Source organism: Amycolatopsis sp. NPDC089917, assembly GCF_040684635.1.
GTDB lineage: Bacteria > Actinomycetota > Actinomycetes > Mycobacteriales > Pseudonocardiaceae > Amycolatopsis.
On sequence record NZ_JBFBGL010000038.1, the window covers coordinates 22,228 to 48,814 of the forward strand.

The window sequence follows — 26,587 nt, forward strand, 5'->3', positions numbered from 1 at the left end:
CCGAATGGCCGAAATTGTGATCGACCAGGGTGTTTGGATGGTCATCATGAGCTTCACGCGCTGGGGTCCGCCGATCGACGTCCTCCCGATGTTCGCGCGGGAGGAACAAGCCCTGCTGGACGTCCTCACCGGGCTCGACGCGGAACAGTGGGCCGCGCCGACGGTGTGCACGGGCTGGACGGCGCACGATCTGGCCGCCCACATCCTGGGCGACAAACTCGGCAGGCTGTCCCGCGACCGCGACGACTACCGGACGACGGCCCCGCGCGAAGGCGAGCGGTTCGGGGCCTTCATCGACCGGATCAACGACGAATGGGTGGTCGCGTGCCGGCGGCTGTCCCCCGAAGTGCTGTTCGCGATGCTGGTGGACAGCACCGCGCAGATCGCCGAGATGTTCGGCCGCGCCGACCTCGAAGCCCTGGGAGGTCCGATGAGCTGGGCCGGGGACGAACCGGCGCCGGTGTGGCTCGACGTCGCCCGCGAGTACACCGAGTTCTGGGTGCACCAGCAGCAGATCCGCGAAGCCGTCGGGGCTCGGCCACTCGACGATCCGGAGTTCCGAGGGCCGGTGATCGACACCTTCATGCGCGCGCTGCCGCACACGCTGCGTGACGTGGAAGCGCGGGCGGGGCGCCAGGTCGCGTACACCGTCACCGGTCAGGGCGGCGGGAAGTGGACGGCGCGGCGAACCGCGGACGGCTGGGAGATCGACCGGGTCGCGCCGACGTCACGCGCGCCCTTGGCCTCGGTGACGACGGACGCGGACACCTTCTGGCGGCTGTGCACGCGGAACCCGGCGGACCGGGACCGGGTGACCGCCACGGGCGACGAAAACGTTTGCGCGGCCGTGCTCGGGATGACGTCGATCATCACATCGAGTAACGACCAACCTTCTCCGGGTGGATGACGAGCCGGACGAGTTCCAGGGTCTGGATCCCGGCGAGCTCGCCCGCGTGGGCCGGGTCTTCGAGGTCCCAATAACGCCCGGCGAGGCGGGCGGCCAGCTCGTGCGCCCCGCCGGGCTCCACCGTGACGCGACCGGCGACCGAGACCCAGCGTTCACGCTCGCCGACCGGGGCCGCGACGACGATCGAAGCGTGGGGATCGCCGTTCAGCTTCCGCACCTTGGGCGAGTCGCTCGGCGTGAACAGCTGGACGGTGCCGTCGGCGGCGGCTTCGAACCACACCGGCCGGACCGGACCGTCGGCCACGGTCAGGAACCCGTGCAGGGGGCGGCGGAGGAATTCGAGGTCTTCGGCGGTCAGCATGGGCTCGATTCAACCGGTCAGTCTTGGACGTGCCCATAGGCGAAAAGCCGGATCACCTGTCTATTCGTCTAACCTCGGAGAGGTGGACGTCTTCAGTGACCTGATCCGCGGGGTGCGGTCCCAGGGCTCGTTGTTCGGCAGCTCGACGCTGTCCCCGCCCTGGTCACTGCACTTCGTGGACGGCGCGCCGCTGACCCTGTGCGCCGTGCTCACCGGGGCGGGCTGGATCGTGCCGGAGGACGGTCCGCCCGAACCGCTTCGCGCGGGCGAGACGATCATCGTGCGCGGCCCCGCGACGTTCACCTTCGTCGACGAGGTCGGCACCGCGGCCGAGCCGATCTCGTGCGGCGAGCACTGCGCGACGCCCGAACAGGGCGGGACCCGGCATCGGCTCGGCTGGGTCGACGATCCCGGCGGCGAGACGACCTTGATCGTCGGCGCGTATCCGGTACGCGGCGAGATCGGCAGGCCGCTGCTGGACGCGCTGCCCGTCGTGCTGCGGGTGGACGCCGGGGGCGCGGGCGATCCCGTGCTGGACCACCTCGCCGCCGAGGTCGCCATCGACGCGCCGGGTCAGCAGGTCGTCCTCGACCGGCTGCTGGACTGGATGCTGGTCTGTTCCCTGCGCGAATGGTTCGACCGGCCCGGCGGCGAGCCCCCGGCGTGGTGGGCGGCGCAGCGGGATCCGGTGGTCGGCGACGCGCTGCGCCTGCTGCACGCGGAACCGGCGGCGCCGTGGACGGTCGGCTCGCTGGCGGGGCGGACCGGGGTGTCCCGGTCGACGCTGGCCAAACGGTTCGCCGAGCTGGTCGGGGAACCGCCGCTGACCTACCTCACCCGCTGGCGGATGACCCTCGCGGCGGATCTGCTGACCGGCGAGGAATCCGCGACGATCTCCGACATCGCGCGCACCGTGGGCTACTCGGATCCCTTCGGGTTCAGCGCGGCGTTCAAACGCGTGCGGGGCGTCAACCCCAGCGAGTTCCGGCGCGGCACCCCTCAGCGGAGCTGATGGCGGGACTTCTTGGCCTGCTTGCGCAACTGCAGGATCCGGGCGCCGCCGACGAGCGCGACCAGCGCGCCGCCGGCGATCACGGAGAACAGCATCGCGACGGCCAGCGGCATGCTGCCGGACATCCCGAGGAAGTGGACGGTCGCCGTGTCCTGGTTCTGCAGGATGAACACGAGCAGGAAGACCAGCACGATCAGCGCCACGATGACGGCGATCCACGTGCCGCTCACCCGCGTGCGCTTGAGCTTCGGGCCGGCCTCGAATTTCCCGCTGTGGCGCGCGCCGCCGGTTTCGGGCGGCTTGACGGGCTCGACCGGAACCTCGGCGGCACCATCCTGCGGCTGCGTCATGCAGGACAGTGTCCGCCGAAGTGCGCGCGATCGCGCTCTCAAGCGTCCGAACGGGTGACCTCGTCCGCCGCGCGCAGCACGCGCAAGGTGTTCTTGCCTGCCAGCTTCGCGCAATCCTCTTCGCTCCAGCCGCGTTCCAGCAGCGCGGCGAACAGCACCGGGTACTTCGAAACGTCTTCGAGGCCTTCGGGCAGCGACGCGACTCCGTCGTAGTCGCCGCCGAGGCCGATGTGGTCGACACCGGCCACTTCACGCGCGTGCTCGATGTGCGCGACGACGTCGCCGACGGTGGCCTTCGGCTTCTCGGGGCCGCCGCGTTCCGCGGTGAACTTCGTGCGCTGGTCGATGTTCCGGTAGTCCGCGCCGGCGGCTTCCATGTCCTGCCGCAGCTGGGCGTCCCACTCGGAGACCTTCGGCGAAATGAAGCCCGGCACGAACGTCACCATCGCGACGCCGTCCTTGGCGGCGAGGGTTTCCAGGACGTCGTCGGGGATGTTGCGGGCGTGGTCGTTGACCGCGACGCACGAGGAGTGACTGAAGATCACCGGCGCGGAGCTGACCTCCAGCGCGTCGCGCATCGTGCTGGGCGCGACGTGCGAGAGGTCGACCAGCATGCCGATCTTGTTCATCTCGCGGACGACGTCACGGCCGAAGCCGGTGAGCCCGTTGTGCGCGGGTTCGTCGGTGCCCGAGTCGGCCCAGGTGGTGTTGTAGTTGTGCGTCAGCGTCATGTAGCGGACGCCGAGTCGGCGCAGGATCCTCAGCACGCCAAGGGATTCGGCGATGCTGTGGCCGCCTTCGGCACCCAGCAGGGACGCGATCTTGCCGTCACGGAAGGCGGCCTCGGCCTCGTCGGCGGTGTCCACGAGGGCCAGGCGATCGGGGTACCGCTCGGCCATCTGGTGCACGATCTCGATCTGTTCGAGCACCGCCGTCACGGCGCTGTGCCCCTCGAACTGGCAGGGCACGTAGACGGACCAGAACTGCATCCCGAGCCTGCCTTCGGCGAGCTTCGGGAAGTCGGTGTGCAGATGCGGCTGGCGGACCGTGAGATCCGTGCCGGCCACGGCCTCGACCGGGTCCGGCCCGGTCGTGACCCGCAGCTCCCATGGCAGATCGTTGTGCCCGTCCGCGAGCAGCACCCTGTCGAGCAGTGCCTGGGCGCGGACGAGGTCCCCGTTAGTCATCGGACGATTTTACGTTCGCGTGCTTTGCTCTCCGCGCTATGGGTTGAGCCACCCCGTGGCCGCCGCCAAACCGTTGCCGGTCACCTGGTGCCCGCCAGGATGCCGGTGGGCGACGACGTCCGCGCCGCGTTCGCGCAGGTCACGGACGAGCGTTTCGGCCGGCGCCAGCGGCGCCATCGGATCGTGTTCGCCGTTCGAGAGGAAGACCCGCGTCCCGGACAGGTCGGTCCGCGGCGGTTCCGGAAGCGGGGACATCGCCGCGAACAGCGCGGCTTCCCGGACGGCGTCCGGGCGGAGCAGGGACACCGCGGCGGCGATGTTGGCTCCGTTGGAGAACCCGATGGCGACCAGCCGCCGGTCCCCGAGGCCGTACTCCTCCCGCGAGGCGACCACGAAATCGGCAAGCTGGTTCGCGCGGACGACGACGTCCTCGTGGTCGAAAACGCCTTCCGCGAGCCGCCGGAACCAGCGCGCCGCACCGTGTTCCGACACCGGCCCGGCCGGCGCGAGCAGTGCGGAGGCCGGGCTCAGCTGACGCGCGAGCGGCACGAGATCGTCCGGCCCGCCGCCGGTGCCGTGCAGGAGCAGCAGCACCGGCTCGTCCGGCGATCCTTCGACGTACTTGTGTTCCAAGGTGGTCATCGCGGGTTGTTCTCGCTCGGGAGGTCCAGCTTCGGCAGCATGGCCTCGATGTCCTCGCGCTTGGGCTCCAGCCACGGCGGCAGTTTCAGCGCGCGGCCGAGTTCGAGCAGCGGCTCGTCGATCGCGAACCCGGGTTCGTCGGTCGCGACCTCGAGCAGGGTGCCGCCCGGCTCGCGGAAGTAGATCGAGCGGAAGTACTGACGGTCCAGGATGGACGTCACGTTCACGCCGTCGTCGATCAGCTCGTCGCGCCAGGCGGCCTGGGTCTCCTCGTCCGGCGCGCGCCACGCGACGTGGTGCACGGTGCCGGCCGCCACCAGACCGCGCGGGGCGTCGGGCGTCACGAGGACGTCGACGAGCGCGCCGGGGCCGCCTTCACCGGCGGAGAACCGCAGGCGGTTGTCTTCCTGGTTCACAAAGGCCAGGCCGAGCCCGTCGGTCAGCATCCCGGCGGTCGCGTCCTCTTTGGACACCGACAGCGTGACGGAGTGCAGGCCGCGGATCGCGTGCTCGGCGGGGACGAGCTTCGTGTCCCACGGATCGCGCGGGTCGCCCTGCGGATGGGCGACGAGGGCGAGCTTCAGGCCATCCGGGTCGGCGAAGGAGAGCGTCTCCTCGCCGTCGGAGTTGCGGATCTGACTGGTCTCGACCTTGTTTTCGGCGAGATGCTGTTTCCACCAGCCGAGCGAGGCTTCCGGCACGGAGAAGGACGTCGTGGTCGCCTGACCGGTGCCGTGACGGCCCTTCGGCGCGTCCCGCCACGGGAAGAAGGTCATCAGCGAGCCGGGCTTGCCGTGCTCGTCGCCGTAATAGAGGTGAAAGGTCCCAGGGTCGTCGAAGTTGACGGTGGTCTTCACCAGCCGCAAGCCGAGGGCCCGGGTGTAGAAGTCCACGTTGCGCTGGGGGTCGCCACCGATGGCGGTGACGTGATGCAGGCCCGAGGTCTTGATCGACATGGTGCCCCTCCTCCGGTAGCCGGTGAAATCACGCTAACCCGATAACCTCTCGCGCGCAAGATATATTCCTGGAAGAGTTTTGGGTGTACCCTCGCTCGCGTGACAGTGGTGAAACCGGAGGAACCGAACGACGACGAAGTGGTCACGTGGTGGGGCCTGGTGATCGAGGGCTACCTGGCCACGCAGAACAAGCTGATGGGCGAGATCGCCGAACGGTTCGGCCTGGCGCCGGCGTCGTTCGACATCCTGCTGCGGCTCGTGCGGTCACCCGAGCACCGGATGCCGATGACCCGGCTCGCGGTCGAGGCGGCGCTGTCCAGCGGCGGGTTCACCAAGGTCGCGGACCGGCTGGTCGCCGCGGACCTGATCTGCCGCGTGCCCAGCCCGGACGACCGGCGCGTCACGTTCGCGGCGCTCACCGAGCACGGGCTCGACGTCGCGGAGCGGGCGAGGGAGGCGTGCGCGGAGATCCTGCGGCGCATCGTCCTGGCCCCGCTCGGCGACGACGCGCACGGCCTGGCCGAAGCGATGCGGACCCTGCGGACCGTCAACGGCTCCTGACATCCGCCTTCAGGCACGCGAGTTCCGCTTCCAAGCACGCGTGTTCCGCTTCCAAGCACGCGAGCTCGCCGCTCGATCACGCGAGTCGTCCATCTGGTCACACCGGCCCGGCGTGCGGTTTCCCCGAACTCACGTGCTTGAAGGCGGGACTCGCGTGCTTGGAGACGGGACTCGCGTGATCAGAGGCGGAACTCGCGTGATCGGGTGGACGTCAGCCGGGCAGGGGTGAGGCGGGATCGGACTGAAAGGCCTGGACCTCGTACATGTCCCGCACCAGTTCGCGGATGACGTCGCGCCGGATCTTGCCGGTCGCGGTCTTGGGCAGTTCGCCCAGTTCGACGATGCCCCGCGGCCGTTTGAACGACGCCAGCCCGGCCCGGCAGAAGCCGATCAGCTCGTCCGCGTCCAGCCGGTGCCCGGGCACGCCGACCACGCACGCGACCGGTTTCTCGATGCCGTCGGCGTCGAAGGCGGCCACGACCGCGACCTCGGCGACCGCCGGATGCTGGAGCAGCCTGTCCTCGACCTCGGCGGGCGAAACCCAGATCCCGCCCGGTTTCAGCATGTCGTTGAACCGCCCGAGACAGGTGTAGCTGCCGTCCACGTTGCGCACGAAACTGTCGCCGGTCCGCAGCCATTCCCCTTGGAAGACCTGCTTCGTCGTCTCGTACCGCGCCCAATACCCGGTCGCGATCGACGGTCCGGCGACGAACAGCTCACCGGGCTGCCCGTCCGGCACGGGATCGCCGTGCTCGTCGCGCAGCGCGACCTCGTAGCCGGGCACCGGGACCCCGGTGCTGCCGGGACGCACCTGGTGCGGCCGGTTGGACAGGAAGACGTGCAGCGCCTCCGTCGAACCGATCCCGTCGAGGATCTCGACGCCGAACCGGTCGCGGAACCGCTCGTACAGCACGGCGGGCAGCGGTTCGCCCGCCGAAATCGCTTGGCGCACCGAGGCGAACGTGTCGTCGGGGATGTCGCTGGCGAGCAGCGCGGCGTAGAACGTCGGGACGGCGAAGAACAACGTCGGCCGCTCCGCGCGGACCCTGGCCGCGATCAGTCCCGGGGTCGGCCTCGCCGGTTCGAGCAGTGACGTCCCGCCCGACGCGAGCGGGAAGAACGCCGAATTCCCCAAGCCGTAAGCGAAGAACAGCTTCGGAACGGAAAGGAAACGGTCGTTCGGCCCGACGTCCAGCACGCCGCGCGCGTACGTCTCGCAGACCGCGCGGATACCCGCGTGCCGGTGCGTCGCGCCCTTCGGCTTGCCGGTCGTCCCCGAGGTGTACAGCCAGAGCGCGGGCGAATCCTCCCAGGTCCGCGCCGGTTCGAAATCTTTGTCGTCCACTGTGGACAGATCGCTCCACTGATGCGCGCGGACCCCGGGCGGCAGCTCGGCAGCCTTGGCCCGGTCCAGCACGACGTCGGTGACCTCCGGCGCCAGCCCCAGCGCGATCGTCGCCTGCGCGGCGAACTCGCCGGAGACGCACAGCACCCTGGCGCGCGAATCGGCGAGCACCTTGCCGAGGTCCATCCCGGTGACCATGGTGGACACCGGGACCGCGACCGCTCCGGCCAGCATCGCGCCGAGGATCCCGGTGAGCAGTTCGACGTCGTCGACCATGCAGAACAGGACGCGTTCCTCGGGGCGGACGCCGATCGCCTTCAGCCCGGCCGCGAACCGGCGGGTTTCGGCCGCGAGTTCCACGTACGTGAGACTTCGCCGCGGGGAAACGACGGCGTTCTTCGCTCCACGCCCTTCCGCCGAATGCCTGTCGAGCAAGTAGCTCGTCGCGTTGAACCCGGTAGCAGCAGCGGTCACGGGCGCACCTTCTATCGGCTAGCTCAGGTAAACGTATTCGTAATCGAACGGTTTCCCATTGATGCCCTGGCGTGGCGGCGCCACCCAGCTCGCGATCTTTCCTCGCTCGTACACCGGGTGCATCAGCGATCGGACGAAGGTCAGGTCTTCGGGAGTGGGCAGCCACTTGCGTTTGCCGGCCAGCCAGGTCCGCTCGTCGACAACGGTGCCGTCGGGCGTCACATGGTGGCCGGAGTTTATGCCGACTTCGCGATTGAATCCAGGGTGCGGGAGGACGAATCGGAAGTCGATGCCCGCCTCGTCCAGGATCTTGTTCCAGCGGTTGACCCCGGTCTGGCAGTCGGCGCGGTACTCCTCCCGCAGGTCGAGGTTCAGCAACAGGATGGCCTGGTGTTCCTCGCTCTCCCAGGTGCCGTCGGGTTTCGGCCGGGACAGTGTTCCGGCGGCGTCGGTGAGCCGGTGGTCGTCCTTGCGGCGGGGCTCCTGCCAGCGGCCTTTCAGCCCGGCGGTGTAGTAGTTCGCGGCGTTGGTCGAGGTCTCGCTGCCGAACAGGTCGAGCGAGACGGTGTAGTGGAAGTTGAGGTAACGCTGGATCACGTCGAGCGGGATCCCGCCGTGCCCGGCGATGTCGAAGGTGTCGTGTTCGCGGATCAGTTCGGCACTGCGGGTGACCACCCGGTCGACGCCCGTGGTGCCGACGAACATGTGGTGTGCCTCTTCCTTGAGCATGAATTCGCAGGTGCGGGAAAGGGGATCGAAGCCGCTTTCCTTGAGGGTGCCGAGCTGATATTTGCCATCGCGATCGGTGAAATAGGTGAACATGTAGAACGCGAGCCAATCCGCGGTCTCCTCATTGAAGGCGCCGAGGATACGCGGGGCGTCCGGACTTCCGGAATTCCGGAGCAGGAGACTTTCCGCCTCTTCGCGGCCTTCCCGGCCGAAGTAGGCGTGCAGCAGATACACCATCGCCCACAGATGACGGCCTTCTTCGACGTTGACCTGGAAAAGGTTCCGCAGGTCGTAGAGGCTCGGCGCGGTGAGTCCCAGCAATTTCTGTTGTTCGACCGACGCGGGTTCGGTGTCGCCCTGGATGACGATGAGCCGTTGCAGGTCGGCGCGGTATTCGCCGGGAACCTGCTGCCAGGCCGGTTCGCCCTTGTGCTCGCCGAAGCCGATCACGCGGTCCGGGTCGCGCTCCGCGAGGAAGATCCCCCAGCGGTAGTCGGGCACGTTGACGTGGTCGAAATGCGCCCAGCCGTCCCGGCCGACGCTGACCGCGGTGCGCAGGTAGACACCCTGCGTCCGCAAGGTGGGGCCCATTTCGCCCCACCAGTCCAGGAACTTCGGCTGCCAGCCCTCCAGCGCCCGCTGGAGCCGACGGTCGCCGGAGAGATCGACGTTGTTGGGGATGAGTGCGTCGTAATCGATCTTGGTGGGCATGGGTTTCAGACCCGCTTCCTGTCGAAGACGGCCTTCTGACCAGTACCGTAGCGACGCAACGCGCCCTCGGGACCGGATGCGTTCGGACGGGTGAAGATCCAGTTCTGCCAGGCGGCGAGCCTGCCGAAGATCTTGCTTTCCGTCGTTTCGGGGCCGACGAACCGGTGGTTCGCCTCCATCCCGGTCAGGGCGTCCGGGCTGAGCGAAGCCCGCCCTTCCAGCGCGATCCGGATCTCGTCCTCCCAGTCGAGGTCGTCCGGGGCGTCGGTGACCAGGCCGAGTTCGTTCACCTCCGCCGGGTTCAGCGGACGGCCGCGTCGCTCCGCGAGCCTCGTGACGTGCTCCGGGTCGCCGAAGAAACGGGACTCCAGACGGGTCAGGCCATTGCCCATCGGGAAGCGGCCGAAGTTGGCTTCGGACAACGTGATCGACGCACGTTCCGCACTGTCCTCGTCGTCGATCGGCGGACCGTCCAAGATGTACTGCCGGTCCGCGGCGAGCGCGAGTTCCAGCAGGAGCCCGGCGTAGCAGCCGCCGGGTTCGATGAGGGCGATCAGGCTGCGGCTGGTGACGTCCAGGCGTTTCAGCGTCCGCTTGAAGTAATGGACGATTTCGTTGCCGAGACAGTCTTTCGCGTCGAAAACGGCACGTTCGTGCTCCAGGACCTTCGCGGGATCACCCTCGGTGCGGAGCACCCAGGTGCCGAGTCCGGGTTCGTTGGTGCGCAAGCGAAGGATCGCGTCGTCCAGCTCCCGGGTGACGTCCAGCAACCAGCCCTCGTCGTCTTCGGGTCCTTTGACGGTGATGGTCGCTTCGGTCTCGCCGTGGACGATGTCGACATAGCGATGCTTCAGTGGCGCGAGCCGGACACCTTCACCGTCGAGCCGCTCGGTCGTCCGCGCGAGTTCTTTCGCCCTGGCCAGGACGGCTTCGCGGAAACCCTGGCGCGGCACGAGTTCGTCGACGAGCCGCCAGTCGACGGCGGTCCGTCCCTTGACCCCGTCGGGACGCGTGGCGAAGACGTCGGCCAGGTCCCGCCGGACGCCGCGTTTGTCGACCACCCGGGTGAGCCCGCCGGTGCCGGGGAGGACGCCGAGGAGCGGGACCTCCGGCAGCGCGACGGTCGAGGAGTTGTCGTCGATCAGCAGGATCTTCTCGCAGGCGAGCGCGATTTCGTAGCCGCCGCCGGCGCACGTGCCGTTGACCGCGGCGACGTAGAGCTGCCCGGAGTGCGCGGTGGCGTCCTCCATGGCGTTGCGGGTCTCGTTGGTGAACTTGCAGAAGTTCACCTTCCACTCGTGCGACGACGACGCCAGCATGCGGATGTTCGCCCCGGCGCAGAAGACGTTGTCCTTCGCGCTGGTCACGATGACCACGCGGACCTCGGGATGTTCGAACCGCAGCCGCTGCGTCGCGTCGTACAGCTCGATGTCGACGCCGAGGTCGTACGAGTTGAGTTTGAGCTCGTACCCCGGGACGAGCCCTCCGTCGGCATCGACGTCGAGTTCGAGCCACGCGACGTCGCCGTCGGTGGACAGCTTCCAGTGCCGGTAGCCGCTGGGATGACGTTCGAACGTCACCGATGTGGTCCGCGTCACCCTACCGATTGTCTACATTGCACTGACTACCGTCAATGTTCTGTAGAAAGTTGGTCACGAAGCGCGGGAAGCGTCAGATCGAGGAACCGTGCCCAGTCGGAACCCGTGCGGATGACGGACGAGAGCGCGCCGATCAGCAGGTAAACGTCGGCGACCGTGCAGTCCGGGCGCACGAGTCCCGCCGCCCGGTCGTGGGCGACGATCTCGGCGACCACGCTTTCGAGGCTTCCGCGAGCGGTTCCGCGCGGCTCGCTGCCGGGCCGCCCGCGCGCCGAATCGATGGCCGCGGTGAGGCCCCGGTCGCGAGACAGCAGCTCGCCGACGTACCGGAAGTAGCGCTCCAGACCGGAATCCTCGCCGAAGCAGTGCGTCCGGGCGTACTCCTCGATCTCCGCGAACCGATGTTCGGCGGCCGCCTCGACCAGCGCCTGACGGTCGGGGAAATGGCGGTACACGGTCCCGACGCCGACACCCGCCGCGCGGGCGATCTCCGGCATCTGCACGTCGTCCCCGCGTTCGGCGAACAGCTCCCGCGCGGCCTCGACCACCCGAGCCCGATTGCGCTCCGCGTCCGCACGCGGCTTGGTTGACAAGCTGCCTCCCTCGCGATTAAGTGGAAACGGACTCCGATTCCGATTGAAGGAGAGCATAGCATGTCGAAGGACCGTTTCCTCCTGCTCAAACCCGGCGAAGCGCGACCCGGCCGCGTACCGCTGCCGCCCGCGTTCAGCGTCAAGGCGATGACCGAGGACACCGAGACGAGGTTCTCGTTGCTGGAGGTCACCGTGACCACGGACATCCCGCGGCACGTGCACCACGAGGCCGACGAGTGCATCTACGTCCTCGAAGGCGAACTCGGCATCGACTTCGACGACGAGAGCCACGTCGCGGCCAAGGGCACGTTCCTCCTGCTGCCGCGTGGCGTCCCGCACGCCTTGCGCCGGAACTCGGAGCCGCCCCGAGTCCTCCAGATCTCGTCCCCCGGAGGGTGGGAGCACTATCTGGAGGACCTGTTCGAGGCGGGTCCGGCCGTGTTCACCGAGGGCGCGATCGATCCGGCGAAGATCAACAAAGTCGCCGCGCCGCACCACATCACCTATGGCGGTTAGGCGGGCGCGGGCACCCGGTTGAGTTTCGTCGCCGCCCAGGTCGTGAAGCCCCACAGCAACAGCGCCGAGGCGCCGTCGGTGAAGATCGTGGCGAACCAGAACGCCGGGACCTGCGGAACGCCGACCAGGAAGTGCCCGAGGCTCGCCAGCCCCGACAGCGAGAAGACCATCAGGAAGACGAGCGCCCGCCAGTAGCGTCCGCGCAGGTAGTCGCGGTAGCCGGCGAGGCCGAACGCGGTGAAGACGAAGTACGCGACGGCGACCAGCGTGGCGGCGACGCCGACCGGGATCCCGTCGATCTGCGGGTAGTCCGCCGCTCTGATCACGTTGTGCGCGTAGTGCAGCGTGGTGGACAGCAACGTGAAGGCCAGGATCAGCCTCAGCGCGGTGAGCCCTTGGCTTCGCAGAGCTTCCATGATCGCCCCCTTGCGACTTGATAGATCGCTCTAGCGAGAGCGTAACCCATCGTGGGCGGCAGCTGAAGGGGCTGCGGTGAGGCGTCGGTACAGGTGGTCGTGAGTGGCGATTCGGGTTCTATTGAGGGGTAAGGCAAAGGTGTCCCTGCCCGGGTGTCAAGTCCGTGAAGGCATCCTTGAGGGACCCTGGGTCCCTCAAGGAGGCCTTCACGGACCGGCGACCGACGGTGACGAACGAGACGATGGGGACTTTCCCCGCGTCGCGTGAGTGGAAAGCCCCCATCTCCGCGGGTCTTGCGGTGGTCGTGGGTGACGGAGGCCCGGAGGTGTCGCGAGAGCCACTTTCGGGGCATAGGGTGTCCCGAAAGTGGCTTTCGCGACGCCCGAGGCCGACGCACGGGCGAGCGACACAACACGCCACATTGGCCTTGCCCCTCAATAGAACCCGAAACGCCACTCACGACCCAATGCAAAGCGCTCAAATCGGGCGTTCGGGTGGCACTTACTGTCCCTTGTGGACAGTTGAGGTCATGAACGGCCTCGGCGGGGTGATAGCAAAGGTCCCTTGCTCTCTTTCGCAGGTCAGGGGCTACTTCGCGGGCAGCCGGGCCGACCAACGCTCCTCGATACGCGCGAAGCGCCACACGAGGAGCGCGAAGAGCCACGTAAGCACGAAGAGCGCTACGACCGCGTAGCCGACGTAGTCCAGGCTCAGTGACCCGATCGCCGCGAGCGGTCCGGTCGTGATGCCGAACCGTTCGGTGACGATCGAGATCACCTCGATCGTCCCGATGAGCAGCGCGACCGCGACGGAAAGCGCCGTCACCGTCAGGTTGTAGTAGATCTTCCGCACCGGCTTCGCGAACGCCCAGCCGTACGCGTAGTTCATGAAGCAGCCGTCGGCGGTGTCGAACAGCGTCATCCCGGCGGCGAACAGGATCGGCAGCACCAGGATCGCGTACCAGGGCAGCGAGAACGCGGCCGCGCCACCGGCGAGCACCAGGAGGCTGATCTCGGTCGCGGTGTCGAAGCCGAGACCGAACAGCACGCCGATCGGATAGATGTGCCAAGGCTTCCGCACCGCCTTGGTGGCGCCGCGCAGCAGGCGGTTCATGAAGCCGCGGTTGTCGAGCTGCCGTTCCAGCGCCGCTTCGTCGAACTCGCCCCGCCGCATGCGCCGGAACACCTTCACGATACCCACCAGCACCACGAGGTTCATGATCCCGATGAGGTACAGGAACACCGCCGAAACGGACGTCCCGATCAGCCCGGTCGCATGGTGCAACGCCGACGTGTCGTCCTCGACGGCGCCGGCCAGCGCCCGCACGCCGAAGGACAACAGCAGGCACAACAGGAAGACGATCGTCGAGTGGCCGAGGGAGAACCAGAACCCGACCGAGAGCGGCCGCTGCCCGTCGGCCATCAGCTTGCGGGTGGTGTTGTCGATAGCGGCGATGTGGTCGGCGTCGAAAGCGTGCCGCATCCCGAGCACGAAGGCCGTCACGCCGAGACCGACCCCGAACACGCCCGTGGCGCCGAGCTCGTACTGGCGCGGCGCCACGAAAAGCGTCAGGACCCCCCAGCCCACGACATTGAGGAACAGGATGAATCCGGCCATCCCGGCGACGGACACCCGTTCGCGTCGCGTGAGCGCGAGGCGTCGGGATGAACGGGGTCGCCCGCCGGTGCTCATCTGATCTTTCAGCTCGCGCGCACCCGCAGGGAGTCGAGAGCCTTCCGTACGTGGCCGTCATTGGCCGTCAGAGCCTTCGCCGCGTTCGCGACGTCCTCGCCGGACAGCAGGTGGACCAGCGCCACCTTCAGGTCGCCGTCGGCCTCGGTGAGCGCGTCGGAGCAGTCCGCCATGCTCATCCCGGTGGCCTCGCGCAGGATCCGGATGGTCCGCCCGCGCAGCTTCGCGTTCGTCGCGCGCATGCTGACCATCAGGTTCGAGTACGTGCGGCCGAGCTTGATCATCGTCGCCGTGGAGAACGCGGTGAGGATGATCTTCTGCGCCGTGCCCGCCTTCATCCGCGTCGATCCGGCGATCGCCTCGGGGCCGGTGTCCACCGCGATGAGGACGTCGACACCGGGCGGCATCACCGCGGCCGGATTGCCCGAGACCAGCGCGGTCCGGGCACCGAGACGGCTGGCCGCGGCCAGCGCGCCGAGCACGTAGGGCGTCCGGCCGGAAGCCGTCAGTCCGAGCACGAAGTCGCCGGGCGAGACGGAGTCCGCCACTTCGGCGGCTCCTGCCTTCGCGTTGTCCTCGGCGTCTTCGACGGCTTGCCGCAGAGCGCGCGCGCCGCCCGCGTGATGCGCGATGAACCAGTCGGAGGGCACGTTGAACGTCGGCACGAGCTCCGCCGCGTCCAACGTCGCCAGCCTGCCGGAGGTACCGGCGCCGAAGTAGTGCACGCGGTGTCCCGACCGCAGCGCTTCCACGGCGAAGTCGACCGCCCGGGCCACCTGCGGCAGGACCGCGGCGACGGCTTCGGGGACCCGGCGGTCCTCGGCGTTGATCGCGCCGAGGATGCCCATGGTCGACATCAGGTCGATGTCGGTGGTCCGTGGATTCCGCTGTTCGGTTGGCGAATCGACGTGCACCACCTGGCGTGGGACGGTCATCATGCGCCTCACTTTTTCGCTCATTTGCCGGTTTCCCGCGGCCGCCGCCTGCCGTCGGGCCGTACGCCCAGCCGGTGCGAGCCAACCGCGTCCCTGGTCGCGTCGAGTGCGTTGACCGACGCGTCCATGTGCCGCTGCGCGACACCGATGAACAGGCAGTCGATGACGGTCAGCTGCGCGATGCGACTGGCGGTCGCACCGGAACGGAACGTCGTCTCCCGCGCGGCCGTGGTCAGCACGTGGTCGGCGACCTCGGTGATCGGCGACCGCGGGAAGTTCGTCACGGCGACGGTGATCGCGCCGTGCTCACGCGCCACCCGCAGCGCCTCGACGGTGTCCGTGGTCGCGCCCGTGTGCGAGATGCCGATCGCGACGTCTCCGGGGCTCAGCACGGCGGCCGAGGTCAGCATGATGTGCGTGTCGGACCAGGCGAAGCTGACCCGTCCGATGCGGTGCAGCTTCTGCTGGAGGTCCGCGGCCACGAACGCGCTCGCGCCCACGCCGTAGACGTCCACCCGGCCCGCGCCCGCCACGATGTCGATCACGCGCTGTAGCGACGGGACGTCGAGCTGGTCGGCGGTCTCCTCCACGGCACGCGCGTCCGCGAAGCTGACCTTGCCGATGACCGCGGCCAGGTCGTCCTCCGGACCGATCTCGCCGCCGAGGTTGCGGCTCGACCGCGCCTCGGACCGGGCGGTATCGGCCGCCAGGGCGATCCTGAGCTGCGGATATCCGCCGACGCCGACCGCCTTGCAGAACCGCGTGACGGTGGTTTCGCTGGTGTTGGCCGCGAGCGCGACCTCGGTGATGCTGCGCCGCGCGACCTGCGCGGGGTCGTCGAGGACGACCTTCGCGACGCGCTGCTCGGCCCGGGCGAGCCCGGGCAGGAGGGAGCGGATCCGGACCAGCGGGCTCGCGTCAGCGTCCCGTGTCGGCTGCGCCGGCACGGCCTCGGACGGTGCGGCCGCGATTACTGATTCGGTATCGCCCACCGTGGGAAAGTTACTAACCGTTGGCATCTGCGACAAGGCTACCCACACCCTTCGGGAAGATCGCAACCTATCCGTGTCTGCGGATTCGATTTGCGATTAATCGTTGACCAGAAAGTCGCTAACCAGGTCGAGGCCGTTAACGAGGTCGAGCTAACGACTTGGCAACTTAGTGTCGCGACGCAAGGGGCTGTGTCCCGGTCAACGGGGCAGTTCGGTGAGCGGAATGGAGCCGCCCGGTCACCTACTGCTCAACTTCCATCCGGTAGCGACGAAAGGAGGGCGATTATGCTCACTGTCCAGCAGCATGCGGCCGCTTTCAGTGACTTTCACACTGTCCAAGGAAATTCCGCGTCCCGTGTAACGGGCGTCGGTCGTGTAACGCCAGCGCAGGGTGATTTGTGAGCTTTGTGACACCTCGGCGGCGGCCTTCCACCAAGCCCGGTGGCCGTGCCCGCCGAGGCCGGTCTGGTCCCCCGCGGGCGCCCCAGGGCCGCTTACACGCACAGTAATCGTTTTCCAGGTGGCGCCACCGTCGGTACTTATTTCCAGGAAAAGCGAATCGGACGGTCCCTCGGTGTCCACGAAGGTGTCGAAGGAGACCTTCACCGGGCCGCCGCGGGTCTGTAACGGCGGCGTCGTGAGCGTGGCCGTGGAGGCGTCCCCGGCGCCGCTGAACCACGCGTCGCGCCCGTGTGCCGGGCGGACGGCCATCGCCTTCGCGAGCGAGCTCGCCCACGTCTCCCTGGCGAGGTTGATCGAGCCCCAGTTCCGCGTCGGATGCACGCGGTTGGTGAGCAGGATCGCGAACGACCGCGACAGCGGGTCGATCACCAGCGAGGTCCCGGTGAACCCGGTGTGGCCGGCGGTCGAGGGCGCCGACAGCGCGCCCATGTACCAGGGCTGGTCGAGTTCGAAGCCGAGTCCGTGGGCGTTGTCGGGGAACTTGTGGTTGTAGTTCGTCAGCATCGCCCGCACCGTCTCCGGCCGCAGGATCCGATGGCCGCGGTACGCGCCGCCGTTGAGGATCGTCTGCGCCAGCACGGCCATGTCGGAGGCGGTGGAGAACACGCCCGCGTGCCCGGCGACGCCGCCCAGCGACCAGGCGTTCTCGTCGTGGACTTCGCCGCGTACGAGACCTCGTGGCGGCTTCCCGGCGTACTCGGTCGCCGCGATCCTGGCGAGCTTCGACGCCGGCGGGTTGTACCCGGTGTCGGCCAGGCCGAGCGGACCGGCGACGCGGTCCTGGACGACCTTGTCCAGCGGCGCCCCGGCCAGTTTCTCGACCAGGAATCCGAGCGTCAGCAGGTTGATGTCGGAGTAGAGGTACGTGCTGCCCGGCGGGTTCTTCAACGGGCTGTCGAGGACGGCCTTCCGGCGCGACGGGATGTCCGGGTAGCCCTCCCACAGCGACGGGAGCGGCGTCGCGGCGAAACCCGAGACGTGGGTGAGCAGCTGCTGGACGGTGACGGACTCCTTGCCGTTCACCCCGAACTCCGGCAGGTACCGCACCACCGGCGCCGAGATCTCCAGCGCGCCCGACTCGGCCAGCTGCATCACCGCGATCGAGGTGAACAGCTTCGAGATCGAAGCCATGTCGAAGATGGTGTCCGCGCGCATCGGCACCTGCTGCTCCGGCGGCAGTTCGGTGCCGTTCGCGTCGGCGTAGCGGACGGCACCGCCGACGGCCTGCCGCTCGACGACCACGCCGTCGTGCGCGAGCAGGCCGACCGCGCCGGAGAAGTGCGGATGCCCGGTGGCGTCCGGCTTCGTCCAGCCGTCGATGAACCGCTCGGCCGCCTTGATCGGCTCCGGGTCGAGACCGACGTCGGACGGCGCGCCGTCACGCAGGACGGTGGACGCGGGCGCGAAGCCTCCGCGCGGCTTGTCGAACCGGCCCGCCGCGCGGTCTTCCTGTTGTCCGGTACTCGGAATCGCCTGTGCTCCCGCCGTCGACAGCGTGGTCGCCGCGACCAGCACGGAAACAGCCGCGATCAGGATCTTCCTAACACGCACGGTCGTTCCCTTCAGCGATAGATGAGATGGCGGCGGCGTTTCCGGTCGAACTCGGCCAGTTCGGCCTGCCAGGAACCGACGATCTCGTCCACCCCGGCGCCCTTGTCGATCATCGTGCGCAGCCTGTCGGAGCCCGAGAGCTTGTCGAGGAAGTTGTCCGGCCGCCACTTGAACTTGTCCGGGTGCACCTGTTTCGCGGTGACGAACATGGCGACCGCGGTGCGGATGGCGTCGAACGCCCGCGCGTCGGTGATCGTCAGCTGCACGCCGCCGCAGGGCTCGTTGACGAACTTGCCGAACGTCGGCACGAAGTACGTCTCGCGGAACTTCACCCCGGGAAGCCGGAGCTCGCCGAGCTTCTCGCGCCAGTGCCAATCGAGCCCCGGCGCGCCGATGATCTCGAACGGCCGGGTGGTGCCGCGGCCTTCGGAGAACACGGTGCCCTCGAACATCCCGGTGCCGGGATAGACGAGCGCGGTGTCCGGCGTCGGCATGTTCGGGCTCGGCGGGACCCAGGTCAGCCCGGTGCGGTCGAAGAGCTGATCACGCCGCCAGTCGCGCACCTCGACGATCTCGACCTTGCCCGGCGTGACGCCCTCGGCGGGCAGGAACTCGGCCGCGAAGAACCGCGCGAGTTCGCCGACGGTCATGCCGTGCTGCTGCACGATCGGCTTCCGGCCGACCCCCGAGGCGTACGCCGGGTCCAGCATCGGCCCGGCTGCCTTGCCGCCCAGTGGGTTCGGCCGGTCCAGCACGACGACCGCCGCGCCGGCCTTCGCCGCCGCGACCATCGCCGTGTACAGCGACCAGATGTAGGTGTAGAACCGCGCGCCGACGTCGGCGATGTCGAAGACGACGGTGTCGACGCCGGCCTTCGTGAACATCCCGGCGAGCTTCGTCGCGTCGACGCCGTACGCGTCGTACACCGGCACACCCGTGCGCGGGTCGGTGTAGTCGCCTTCGGAGCCGCCGGCCTGCGCACTGCCGCGGAAGCCGTGTTCCGGCCCGAACGCGGCGAGCGGCCGGACCCCGGCGGCGACCATCGAGTCGACGATGTGGTCGCCGCTGGCCAGGACCCCGGTCGGATTCGACAGCACGCCGAGTTTGCGCCCGGCCAGCGCCGCCCAGCCGCGGGCGGCGAGCACGTCCGCTCCGGTGCGGGTGAGCGGGGGACCTTTGCTCTCGCTTTCGGGCTGGGCCGTCGCGACCGAGGACCCAGCCGTCAGCGCTGGGACCGCGAGCGCGCCGGTGGCGAGGAAGTGGCGGCGGTTGAGGTTCACCAGGTCAGCCCGTGACCGAACGGGTACTTCACGGTGCCCACGTCCTTGCCGGCGGGGACGTCGACCGGGAGCTTGCCCTGCGGCTTCACCTTCCCGAGGATCACCTTCGCCAGCGCCTCCAGCGACGGCGTGATGTAGCCGTACGTCGCGAGCCACGTCTTGACCGGGTTCTCGTAACCGGCGTCGTAGGGGATCTGGGCGGCGACCGCGACCACGGGCTTCCCGGTGTCGGCCAGCGCCTGCAACAGCTTGCCCTGCAACGGATACGTGCCGACGTTGTTGGTCAGCACCACGACCAGGTCGACGTTCTTCGCCGCCGCGGCGGCCTGCGCGATCTGCGCGTCGGTCGGGGTCTGGCCGGTCTGCAGCGCGGTCGCCTGCGTTCCGTGCGCGGTGAGCTTCGAGGCCAGCGCGGTCGTGGTGGTCGCGCCCCAGCCGGTCACGAGGGTCTTCGCGGGCTGCTGCGCGAGCGGCAGGACGCCGCCGTCGTTGCGGATCGCGGTGACCGACCGGTCGGCGATGCCCTGCGCGGTCGCGAGGTTGGCCGGGGTGCCGACCTTCGAAGCGACCTTGGCCGGGTCGGCGAACGGCGAGGTCAGGATGCCCCGGTTCAGCTTGAGCTTGAGCACCCGCAGGACGCTCTCGTCGATCCGCTTCTCGGTCAGCTCTCCCTTGCGGACCGCGTCGAGCACCGCGTTGATCGCGACTTCGAGGTGCACCGGCATGAGGAGCTGGTCGATGCCCGCCTTCAGCGCCAGTACCGGGATCTCCGCGTCGGAGTGCATCTCGCGCACCGCGTCCATCTCGAGCGAGTCCGTGATGACGACGCCGCGATAGCCCAGCTCGTCGCGCAGTTTGCCGGTGAGGATCGGCTTCGACAGCGTGGCGGGCTCGCCCGACGGGTCGAGACTGGGGAACTGGATGTGCGCGCTCATGATCGAGTCGATGCCCGCGCCGATGGCGGCCTTGAACGGCGGGACGTCGGTCTCGCGCCAGCTGGCTTCGCTCCGGTCGATCCGGGGCAGTTCGAGGTGACTGTCCGTGGCCGCGTCTCCGTGGCCGGGGAAGTGCTTCGCCGCGGCGGACACCGTCTCCGAACGCCGTCCGGAGTCCTGGAAGCCCTTGACCTGGGCGCCGACGAACTGGCTCGCCAGATCCGGGCGGCCGGAGAAGGAACGGACGCCGATCACCGGGTTCGCCGGGTTCGAGTTCACGTCCGCGTCGGGGGCGAAGTCCTGGTTGATGCCGACGGCGCGCAGTTCGTGCCCGAGGATCCGGGCGGCCTCCCGCGCGGCCTTGGTGTCACGGCCGGCCGAGATCGCCATCGCGTTCGGCAGCTCGGTGGCGGGGGCGCCCATGCGGGTCACCGTGCCGCCTTCCTGGTCGGTCGCGATCTGCAACGGGATGTGGGCGCCGCTGCGGATCGCGGCCCGCTGGAGCCCGTTCGACAGCTTCGCGACCTGGACCGGGTCGTCGAAGTTGTCGCGGCTGTCGTTGTTGAAATAGATGACGCCGCCCAAGTGGTACTTCTCGACCACCTGCGCGGGGGTGTCCACTCCGAAGTCGGCCTTGTTCTTGGCGTTGACTTCGTCGGCGGATTTCCCGTTCACCCACGTGACGAACAGCTGCCCGACCTTCTGCTCCAGGGTCAGCCCGCGCAGTGCCCGCTGGGCCTCCGCGTCCGCGCTCACCGGCTGCGCGGTGGCCGGGCCGGCCGCTGCGACACCAGCGGCGAGGGTGAGCAGACCCGCGAGGGGCACGGCGAGCGCATGGATCCTCCGATGACGGGCGTGCGCGATTCGGGTCGTCACCTCAAGCCTCCCAGATTCGTGCCTGACTCACAGGTGGAAAGAAGTCCACCTGGAAGCACTGATATCCGGAAGCTACCCACGAGCACTTTGCTTGTCCATCGGCCAGGCGCACGAACGGTCCGTTCATACACAAAGGGACGCGAACGGGCCTGTCACGCTTGAAAACAGGGACAAAACACTGGCGGCGCCCGTCGGCCTAAGCCGGCGGGCGCCGCCAGTCAGCGCGGACCACTCGGGCGACCAAGCGTGCAACTCTGGTCGTACCTTCATGGACTCGGCGTCCGGCGTCCCGGTACGCAGTCCCTAGACGACGAGCCTCCCGCGGCGCGCTGCGCGTGGGTACCCGGTGTCCGCACACGGAGATTCGCCGGGGTGGAACAGGCTTCTCTTCTACCTGTTCCCTGGCCGACCGAACGTCCGCACCTACTTTCTACGCCGTGAGCCGGGTCACTTCAAGTGCGCAGACGGGTGCACCGGTACAGAGGCTCGATCTAGTGACACGGGCACACTGGGCGACGGACAACTCGCCGTCCTGTCTGCGGAAACCGGCTCCGTACCGCCGTCCGGGTACGCGTTCAGCGGGTGCGTTTGCGCCGGTTGTAGCCGTACCAGGTGGCCCCCGCGGCGACGGCGCCGAGCGCGACCAGGCCCGCCGACCGGGCCGGGATCCGGGTCCGCAGGGACATCGGGTGTTCGAAGGTGAGGATCTCCCAGCCCTGTTCGGCCGCGTGCTTGCGCAGGACGCGGTCGGGGTTGACCGCGTGCGGCCGCCCGACGACTTCGAGGAGCGGGATGTCGGTGCTCGAGTCGGTGTAGGCGTGGCACTGGGTGAGGTCGTAGCCGTACGTGGCCGCGAGTTCCTTCGCCGCGATGGCCTTGTTCTCGCCGTAGCAATAGAAATCGACTTCGCCCGAGTAGCGGCCGTCCACGATCTGCATCCGCGTCGCCACACTGCGCGTCGCGCCGAGCATTTCGGCGACCGGGGCGACGACCTCTTCGCCGGTCGCGGACAGCACCACGACGTCGTGACCGTCCGCGCGGTGCGCGGAGATCAGTTCCGCCGCCTCCGCGTAGACGAGCGGGTCGACGACGTCGTGCAGCGTCTCGCGGACGATCGCGGACACCTGCGCGACGTCCCAGCCGGCGCACAGCGCGGAAACCTCGGCTCGCATCCGCTCGGTTTTCGCCGCGTCCGCGCCCGCGAGTGAGAACACGAGCTGGGCGTACGCGCTGCGAAGCGCCGCTCGGCGGTTGATGAGGCCTTCGCGCAAAAGAGGTTTGCTGAAGGCCAGCGCGCTCGAGGACGCGATGATCGTCTTGTCGAGATCGAAGAACGCCGCGACCGGGCTTGGCGTCGTGCTGGGTCGGTCCACTCGCCAAGGATAGGAGAGCCGGGCGGCCGCCCGCCCGTTGGTCGACCACGCCAGGGCCGAGGCGGTGGAAAATTCACGACCGCGCGGCCGCTCCGGCGCGTCGTGCCGTTATCGAATTGTGGGTACGGAGATCGCACGCAACGGGCAGGTATCGGAGTTACAGTGAGATTGTCCGGTGTCGAACCGGACCCAGGTTCAGTCCGACCCCCCGGGGCTGAACCTCAGGCGGCCCTCGTCCCTCCCCCCTGGCGAGGGTCGCCCTCTTACTTTTCCTTTACTGCCAATGGTTCAGACCTCGGCGATCGTGGAAAACTCTGCTGGGCAAGACTTAATCGGTCGATGTTCGTAAACTTTCCTTTTTCTCAAGGGTTTTCGGGCACTGTTCGGCTGGAAGAACGAGCTCGGGGTATCCGGTGTGAAAAGGCCGGGAAGTATGCCGGAAAAGGCCGACGGAAACGCTCCGGAACCGGTTTTCGGAGGAGGAGTTGTCCACAACACCCCGGTTGTCCACAGGTGGGACGGAATGGTGTTGTGCGCGACCGGGATGCGGCGCGACCGTGGAGACACAGCCCGAGTCCGACCGAATCCCCGGGGGAAGTCATGACCGAACACCATCCGCTCGTCGTCGCCGGAGACGACATCCTGCTCGACGAGATCCTGCGCGTGGCGGCCGCCGCGGGCTGCGAGGTGGAACGCGCACCCGATCTGGACGCCGCTCGCGGGAGATGGGCCCGCGCGCCGCTCGTGGTGCTCGACGAAGAAGCCGCGAGCGCGCCGAACCGCCTGCTGCGGCGGAACAAGGTCCTGCTCGTGTGCAAGGGCGCGCCGACACCGGAGACCTGGGAGCGTGCGTTCAACACCGGGTCGGAAAAGGTCCTTTCGCTGCCGGACGAGGAGGGCGACCTCATCGGCGAGTTCGCCGACGTCGTCGACGGGCCCGCGCGTGACGACGGCGTCGTCATCGGGGTCATCGGCGGCCGGGGCGGCGCCGGAGCCTCCGTACTGGCGGCCGCCGTCGCGTACCGGGCGGAGAGATCCGGGGGCGGCGGGCTGCTCGTCGACTGCGATCCGCTCGGCGGCGGTGTCGACGTGCTCCTCGCCGCGGAACGCGATCGCGGGCCGCGCTGGCCGGAACTCGACCTCGGCGGCCGGGTGACCATGACGGCGTTGAGCGAAGCCCTGCCTCGGAAGAAGTACGCGACCGGTTCACTGTCCTTTGTGTCTTATGGCAGGGAAGGGAGCGGTCCGAGACCGGACGCGATCGAAGGCGTGCTGTGCGCCGGTCGCCGGGCGGGACGGACGGTCGTCTGCGATCTGCCGAGGTACTTCGGCGTGGAGACGTCCACCGCGATCGGGCTGGCCGATCTGATCGTGGTCGTCGTCCCCGCGGAACTCCGTGCCTGCGCCGCGGCGAAGCAGGTCCTCGCCCGGCTCGAACCCCACGCGAATCGGATCGGTGTCGCGGTCCGCGGACCGTCGCCCGCGGGGCTGGTCCCGCAAGAGGTCGCCGACGCCGTGGGCGCGCCGCTGATCACGTCGATGGGCCGCGAACGGTCCTTGTCGGTGGCCCTCGATCGCGGCGAGTTCCTGCTCCGGCATCGCGGGCATCTGGCCACGGCCGCCGCCGAGGTCCTCGCCGCCGCGCGGGGAAATCTGGCCGGTGCCTCGCGATGACCGATGATCTGTTCGAGCGGGTCCGGCGACGGCTGGCCGCGTCGGACGCCCCGACGGATCCGGTGAGCGTGGCGCGGGCTGTCCGCGCCGAGGCAGGCGGCGCGCTCGGCCAGGACGCCGTCCTCGGAGCGGTCCGGCTGGCCCGTGACGAGTTCGTCGGTGCCGGCCCGCTCGCGCCGCTTCTCGAAAAGCCCGGCGTCACCGACGTTCTCGTCACCGCACCGGACAAGGTCTGGGTCGACACCGGGGGAGGCCCCGAAGAGACGGAAGTCCGCTTCGCCGACGAGGAATCCGTCCGCAGGCTCGCCCAGCGCCTCGCCCTTGCCGGCGGCCGGCGCCTCGACGACGCCCAACCGTTCGCCGACTGCTGGCTGCCGGGCGTCGGACCGCGGGGCCGGATCCGGATGCACGCGGTCCTCCCTCCGCTCGCACCCGCCGGGACCGCGCTCTCGCTCCGGATCCTCCGGCCCGCCACCCACGATCTCGCCGAACTCCGGCTGCGCGGGGTGTTCGGCACCAGCGGCGCGGATCTGCTCGATTCGGTCATCCGGCGCCGGCTCACGTTCCTGGTGTCCGGCGGAACCGGGACGGGCAAGACGACGCTGCTGTCCGCGTTGCTCGGCGCGGTGCCCCCGGGTGAGCGCATCGTCTGCGTCGAGGACGCGGGCGAACTGAGACCGGACCATCCGCAGTTCGTCAGCCTGATCGCCCGTCCGGCCAACGTCGAGGGAGCGGGCGAGATCGGACTCGGCGAATTGGTGCGGCAAGCGTTGCGAATGCGCCCGGACCGCATCGTCGTCGGCGAAGCGAGGGGCGGCGAAGTCATCGCCTTGCTCAACGCCATGAACACCGGGCACGACGGCGGAGCCTGCACCCTGCACGCCAATTCGGCGGCGGAGGTCCCGGCGCGGATGGAGGCGCTGGCCGCGCTCGGCGGGCTCAAACGGGACGCGCTGCACAGTCAGCTGACGGCGGCGGTGCGGGTGGTCCTGCACATGCGCCGCCTGCCGAGCGGGATCCGGCGGCTGGACGAGGTCGGCGTCCTCCGGTCGTTCCGAGGCGAGGCCAAGGTCGTCCCGGTCTGGAGCAAAGGCAACTGGATCGGCGACGAGACACCGTTCGAGGAGATGGCGGCATGAACCCCTGGTTCCTCCTCTCCTGCGGCGCCGGGCTGGCCTGCTGGCCGAGGACGGCGGTGCGCCTGCCGTTCGCCTGGCGGCTGCCGCGGGTCGCTCGCGGGGGCTGGTGGCCGCTGCCCGCGTTGCTGGTCCTGCCGTTCCTCGGGATCGGCTGGGCCATGGCGACGCTGGTGCTCACCGTGACCGTCCGCCAGGAGCACCGATGGCGGGCGCGGGCGAAAACTGCCTTGGCCGAAGCCGAACTCACCGCCTCCGTGCTGCGGGCGATGATCAGCGAACTCCGGGCGGGCGCCCATCCGGTGGCGGCGGCCGAGGCCGTGGCGGAAGCGATGCCCGCCGCGGCCGGACGGTTGCGCGGGCTCATCGCGGCCGCCCGGCTCGGCGGCGGGACGGCGGATCCGGACGCGCCACCGGCGCTGGCGAACGCGTGGGAGCTCGCGGGCCGGTACGGGCTCCCGATGGCCGACGTGCTCGATGCCGCGCGTCGGGACGCCGAGGCGGAGATCGGCTTCCGGCGTCGTCTCAAAGCGAAGATGGCCGGACCTCGCGCGAGCGCCGCCGTGCTCGCCGTCCTCCCGCCGGTGTGCCTGCTGCTCGGCGAAGCGATGGGGGCGAGCCCGCTCACCGTCCTCACCGGGACCGGTGCCGGTCAGCTGCTGCTCGTCGTGGGCAGCGGGCTGATCTGGGCTGGAACGGCCTGGTGCCGGGCGCTGACCGGGCGGGTGGCGTCGTGCTGACCGGGGTGGCGCTGATCCTGCTGGGCGGTGCCGTCTTCTGCCTGCCGCGTGCCGGTCCCGGATCCGTCGCGCGGCCGGGTCGTTTCCTCACCTGGCTCCGGGGGCGGGCGGCGCGGGAGAAAGGTGTCTCCGAACTCCTCCGGTCGGCCGCCACCCTCGATCTTCTGGCCGCCTGCCTGGCGGGCGGGCTGCCGGTTCCGGTCGCGCTCGGAGCCGTCGCCCCGACGGCGTCCCCGGAAACCGCGATGGCCCTGCGTTCCGTGTCGTCGCATCTCGCCGTGGGCGTCGGACCGGCCGAAGCCTGGGCGCCGGTCCGCGGCCGGCCCGGCCTGACCGAACTGTCCGTCGCCGCCGTCCGCACGGCGAGAGCGGGCACCGCGCTCGCGGAACACGCGAAAGACCTCGCGCGAAGGTTGCGCGAGTCGCTCTCCTCCGAAGCCGAGGAACGCGCCGAACGGGCCGGAGTGCTTCTGGCGGCACCGATCGGCCTCTGTTTCCTCCCCGCGTTCCTCTGCCTCGGCGTCCTGCCCGTCGTGCTCGGCCTCGCCGGTCGTCTCGACGGCGTCCTCTGAACCGAAAGGC

General features: G+C 69.2%; 25 protein-coding genes. 8 read left to right on the plus strand and 17 right to left on the minus strand.

The window, feature by feature from the left end:
• The first annotated feature begins 37 nt into the window (after window positions 1-37).
• The gene (locus tag AB0N89_RS25965) at window positions 38-907 is read left to right on the plus strand and encodes a maleylpyruvate isomerase family mycothiol-dependent enzyme (RefSeq protein ID WP_364208956.1); all 870 of its coding nucleotides are present in this window, start codon (window positions 38-40) and stop codon (window positions 905-907) included.
• On the opposite strand, the gene AB0N89_RS25970 is transcribed toward AB0N89_RS25965, so the two are convergent.
• Entirely contained in the window at window positions 870-1,268 is a 399-nt protein-coding gene (locus AB0N89_RS25970; RefSeq protein ID WP_364208959.1) for a pyridoxamine 5'-phosphate oxidase family protein, read from the minus strand. The genes AB0N89_RS25965 and AB0N89_RS25970 overlap by 38 nt on opposite strands.
• An 82-nt stretch (window positions 1,269-1,350) precedes the next feature.
• Between AB0N89_RS25970 and AB0N89_RS25975 the strand changes: the two genes are divergently transcribed.
• Window positions 1,351-2,280 carry an AraC family transcriptional regulator gene (locus tag AB0N89_RS25975; protein WP_364208962.1) on the plus strand — a complete coding sequence of 310 codons (930 nt, stop codon included), beginning with the start codon at window positions 1,351-1,353 and terminating at the stop codon, window positions 2,278-2,280.
• On the opposite strand, the gene AB0N89_RS25980 is transcribed toward AB0N89_RS25975, so the two are convergent.
• From AB0N89_RS25980 to AB0N89_RS25995, 4 genes are read right to left on the minus strand one after another with little or no spacing between them, the layout of a single operon-like run.
• Window positions 2,268-2,630, minus strand: a complete 363-nt coding sequence (locus AB0N89_RS25980) for a lipopolysaccharide assembly protein LapA domain-containing protein (protein ID WP_364208965.1) — start codon at window positions 2,628-2,630, stop codon at window positions 2,268-2,270. The genes AB0N89_RS25975 and AB0N89_RS25980 overlap by 13 nt on opposite strands.
• A gap of 38 nt (window positions 2,631-2,668) precedes the next feature.
• Window positions 2,669-3,817 (minus strand): dipeptidase, encoded by a 1,149-nt coding sequence (locus tag AB0N89_RS25985; RefSeq protein ID WP_364208968.1) that lies wholly within the window; start codon window positions 3,815-3,817, stop codon window positions 2,669-2,671.
• Between the two features lie 36 nt (window positions 3,818-3,853).
• A complete protein-coding gene (locus AB0N89_RS25990; protein ID WP_364208971.1) occupies window positions 3,854-4,459 on the minus strand; it encodes an alpha/beta hydrolase in 606 nt (201 codons plus the stop codon).
• The gene (locus tag AB0N89_RS25995; protein WP_364208974.1) at window positions 4,456-5,415 is read right to left on the minus strand and encodes a ring-cleaving dioxygenase; all 960 of its coding nucleotides are present in this window, start codon (window positions 5,413-5,415) and stop codon (window positions 4,456-4,458) included. Before AB0N89_RS25995 ends, AB0N89_RS25990 begins: the two co-directional genes overlap by 4 nt.
• 99 nt (window positions 5,416-5,514) lie before the next feature.
• Between AB0N89_RS25995 and AB0N89_RS26000 the strand changes: the two genes are divergently transcribed.
• Window positions 5,515-5,976 carry a MarR family transcriptional regulator gene (locus tag AB0N89_RS26000; RefSeq protein ID WP_364208977.1) on the plus strand — a complete coding sequence of 154 codons (462 nt, stop codon included), beginning with the start codon at window positions 5,515-5,517 and terminating at the stop codon, window positions 5,974-5,976.
• 211 nt (window positions 5,977-6,187) lie between these two features.
• Here AB0N89_RS26000 and AB0N89_RS26005 read toward each other — a convergent pair whose 3' ends face one another.
• The 4 genes from AB0N89_RS26005 to AB0N89_RS26020 are packed head-to-tail and all read right to left on the minus strand — an operon-like array spanning window position 6,188 to window position 11,426.
• Entirely contained in the window at window positions 6,188-7,795 is a 1,608-nt protein-coding gene (locus AB0N89_RS26005; RefSeq protein ID WP_364208980.1) for a benzoate-CoA ligase family protein, read from the minus strand.
• Window positions 7,796-7,813: 18 nt separating this feature from the next.
• Window positions 7,814-9,235 (minus strand): benzoyl-CoA 2,3-epoxidase subunit BoxB, encoded by a 1,422-nt coding sequence (gene boxB, locus AB0N89_RS26010; RefSeq protein WP_364208983.1) that lies wholly within the window; start codon window positions 9,233-9,235, stop codon window positions 7,814-7,816.
• Between the two features lie 5 nt (window positions 9,236-9,240).
• Window positions 9,241-10,833 carry a 2,3-epoxybenzoyl-CoA dihydrolase gene (boxC, locus tag AB0N89_RS26015; protein WP_364208986.1) on the minus strand — a complete coding sequence of 531 codons (1,593 nt, stop codon included), beginning with the start codon at window positions 10,831-10,833 and terminating at the stop codon, window positions 9,241-9,243.
• 32 nt (window positions 10,834-10,865) lie between these two features.
• Window positions 10,866-11,426 carry a helix-turn-helix domain-containing protein gene (locus tag AB0N89_RS26020; protein ID WP_364208989.1) on the minus strand — a complete coding sequence of 187 codons (561 nt, stop codon included), beginning with the start codon at window positions 11,424-11,426 and terminating at the stop codon, window positions 10,866-10,868.
• A 60-nt stretch (window positions 11,427-11,486) separates the two neighbouring features.
• Here AB0N89_RS26020 and AB0N89_RS26025 point away from each other — a divergent pair, with 60 nt between their 5' ends.
• A complete protein-coding gene (locus AB0N89_RS26025) occupies window positions 11,487-11,942 on the plus strand; it encodes a cupin domain-containing protein (protein WP_364208992.1) in 456 nt (151 codons plus the stop codon).
• On the opposite strand, the gene AB0N89_RS26030 is transcribed toward AB0N89_RS26025, so the two are convergent.
• The 8 genes from AB0N89_RS26030 to AB0N89_RS26065 all read right to left on the minus strand — a co-directional run bounded on the left by AB0N89_RS26030 (window position 11,939) and on the right by AB0N89_RS26065 (window position 22,455).
• Window positions 11,939-12,358 (minus strand): hypothetical protein, encoded by a 420-nt coding sequence (locus AB0N89_RS26030; protein ID WP_364208995.1) that lies wholly within the window; start codon window positions 12,356-12,358, stop codon window positions 11,939-11,941. The two genes, AB0N89_RS26025 and AB0N89_RS26030, sit on opposite strands and share 4 nt — an antisense overlap.
• A gap of 589 nt (window positions 12,359-12,947) precedes the next feature.
• Complete coding sequence (locus tag AB0N89_RS26035; RefSeq protein WP_364208998.1) at window positions 12,948-14,051, minus strand: HoxN/HupN/NixA family nickel/cobalt transporter; 1,104 nt, start codon at window positions 14,049-14,051, stop codon at window positions 12,948-12,950.
• An 8-nt stretch (window positions 14,052-14,059) separates the two neighbouring features.
• The gene (locus tag AB0N89_RS26040) at window positions 14,060-14,989 is read right to left on the minus strand and encodes an N-acetylmuramic acid 6-phosphate etherase (protein ID WP_364209001.1); all 930 of its coding nucleotides are present in this window, start codon (window positions 14,987-14,989) and stop codon (window positions 14,060-14,062) included.
• Window positions 14,990-15,006: 17 nt separating this feature from the next.
• Window positions 15,007-15,978: a MurR/RpiR family transcriptional regulator gene (locus tag AB0N89_RS26045; RefSeq protein ID WP_020632110.1), complete on the minus strand. Its 972-nt coding sequence runs from the start codon at window positions 15,976-15,978 to the stop codon at window positions 15,007-15,009.
• Window positions 15,979-16,215: 237 nt separating this feature from the next.
• Window positions 16,216-17,991, minus strand: a complete 1,776-nt coding sequence (locus AB0N89_RS26050) for a serine hydrolase (RefSeq protein WP_364209004.1) — start codon at window positions 17,989-17,991, stop codon at window positions 16,216-16,218.
• Between the two features lie 11 nt (window positions 17,992-18,002).
• On the minus strand, window positions 18,003-19,271 hold the full coding sequence (locus tag AB0N89_RS26055) for a DUF1343 domain-containing protein (RefSeq protein ID WP_364209007.1): 1,269 nt from the start codon (window positions 19,269-19,271) through the stop codon (window positions 18,003-18,005).
• Window positions 19,268-21,082, minus strand: coding sequence for a glycoside hydrolase family 3 N-terminal domain-containing protein (locus tag AB0N89_RS26060; RefSeq protein WP_364209009.1), 1,815 nt, complete (start codon window positions 21,080-21,082; stop codon window positions 19,268-19,270). The genes AB0N89_RS26055 and AB0N89_RS26060 overlap by 4 nt, the downstream gene beginning before the upstream one ends.
• Before the next feature lie 575 nt (window positions 21,083-21,657).
• Window positions 21,658-22,455, minus strand: coding sequence for an HAD-IB family hydrolase (locus AB0N89_RS26065; RefSeq protein WP_364209012.1), 798 nt, complete (start codon window positions 22,453-22,455; stop codon window positions 21,658-21,660).
• Between the two features lie 600 nt (window positions 22,456-23,055).
• Here AB0N89_RS26065 and ssd point away from each other — a divergent pair.
• From ssd to AB0N89_RS26085, 4 genes are read left to right on the plus strand one after another with little or no spacing between them, the layout of a single operon-like run.
• Window positions 23,056-24,129 carry a septum site-determining protein Ssd gene (gene ssd / locus AB0N89_RS26070; protein ID WP_364209015.1) on the plus strand — a complete coding sequence of 358 codons (1,074 nt, stop codon included), beginning with the start codon at window positions 23,056-23,058 and terminating at the stop codon, window positions 24,127-24,129.
• A complete protein-coding gene (locus AB0N89_RS26075; RefSeq protein WP_364209018.1) occupies window positions 24,126-25,268 on the plus strand; it encodes a TadA family conjugal transfer-associated ATPase in 1,143 nt (380 codons plus the stop codon). The genes ssd and AB0N89_RS26075 overlap by 4 nt, the downstream gene beginning before the upstream one ends.
• Window positions 25,265-26,005 carry a type II secretion system F family protein gene (locus AB0N89_RS26080; protein ID WP_364209021.1) on the plus strand — a complete coding sequence of 247 codons (741 nt, stop codon included), beginning with the start codon at window positions 25,265-25,267 and terminating at the stop codon, window positions 26,003-26,005. The genes AB0N89_RS26075 and AB0N89_RS26080 overlap by 4 nt, the downstream gene beginning before the upstream one ends.
• Window positions 25,969-26,577 (plus strand): type II secretion system F family protein, encoded by a 609-nt coding sequence (locus tag AB0N89_RS26085; protein WP_364209024.1) that lies wholly within the window; start codon window positions 25,969-25,971, stop codon window positions 26,575-26,577. The genes AB0N89_RS26080 and AB0N89_RS26085 overlap by 37 nt, the downstream gene beginning before the upstream one ends.
• Window positions 26,578-26,587 lie beyond the last annotated feature (10 nt).

Coding starts and splice junctions, on each gene's coding strand:
- AB0N89_RS25990 (WP_364208971.1), bottom strand. CDS start 4,459: ATGACCACCTTGGAACACAAGTACGTCGAAGGATCGCCGGACGAGCCG.
- AB0N89_RS26035 (WP_364208998.1), bottom strand. CDS start 14,051: ATGAGCACCGGCGGGCGACCCCGTTCATCCCGACGCCTCGCGCTCACG.
- AB0N89_RS26040 (WP_364209001.1), bottom strand. CDS start 14,989: ATGATGACCGTCCCACGCCAGGTGGTGCACGTCGATTCGCCAACCGAA.
- AB0N89_RS26080 (WP_364209021.1), top strand. CDS start 25,265: ATGAACCCCTGGTTCCTCCTCTCCTGCGGCGCCGGGCTGGCCTGCTGG.
- AB0N89_RS26030 (WP_364208995.1), bottom strand. CDS start 12,358: ATGGAAGCTCTGCGAAGCCAAGGGCTCACCGCGCTGAGGCTGATCCTG.
- AB0N89_RS26075 (WP_364209018.1), top strand. CDS start 24,126: ATGACCGATGATCTGTTCGAGCGGGTCCGGCGACGGCTGGCCGCGTCG.
- AB0N89_RS25965 (WP_364208956.1), top strand. CDS start 38: ATGGTCATCATGAGCTTCACGCGCTGGGGTCCGCCGATCGACGTCCTC.
- ssd (WP_364209015.1), top strand. CDS start 23,056: ATGACCGAACACCATCCGCTCGTCGTCGCCGGAGACGACATCCTGCTC.
- AB0N89_RS25985 (WP_364208968.1), bottom strand. CDS start 3,817: ATGACTAACGGGGACCTCGTCCGCGCCCAGGCACTGCTCGACAGGGTG.
- AB0N89_RS26025 (WP_364208992.1), top strand. CDS start 11,487: ATGTCGAAGGACCGTTTCCTCCTGCTCAAACCCGGCGAAGCGCGACCC.
- AB0N89_RS25970 (WP_364208959.1), bottom strand. CDS start 1,268: ATGCTGACCGCCGAAGACCTCGAATTCCTCCGCCGCCCCCTGCACGGG.
- AB0N89_RS25980 (WP_364208965.1), bottom strand. CDS start 2,630: ATGACGCAGCCGCAGGATGGTGCCGCCGAGGTTCCGGTCGAGCCCGTC.
- AB0N89_RS25995 (WP_364208974.1), bottom strand. CDS start 5,415: ATGTCGATCAAGACCTCGGGCCTGCATCACGTCACCGCCATCGGTGGC.
- boxB (WP_364208983.1), bottom strand. CDS start 9,235: ATGCCCACCAAGATCGATTACGACGCACTCATCCCCAACAACGTCGAT.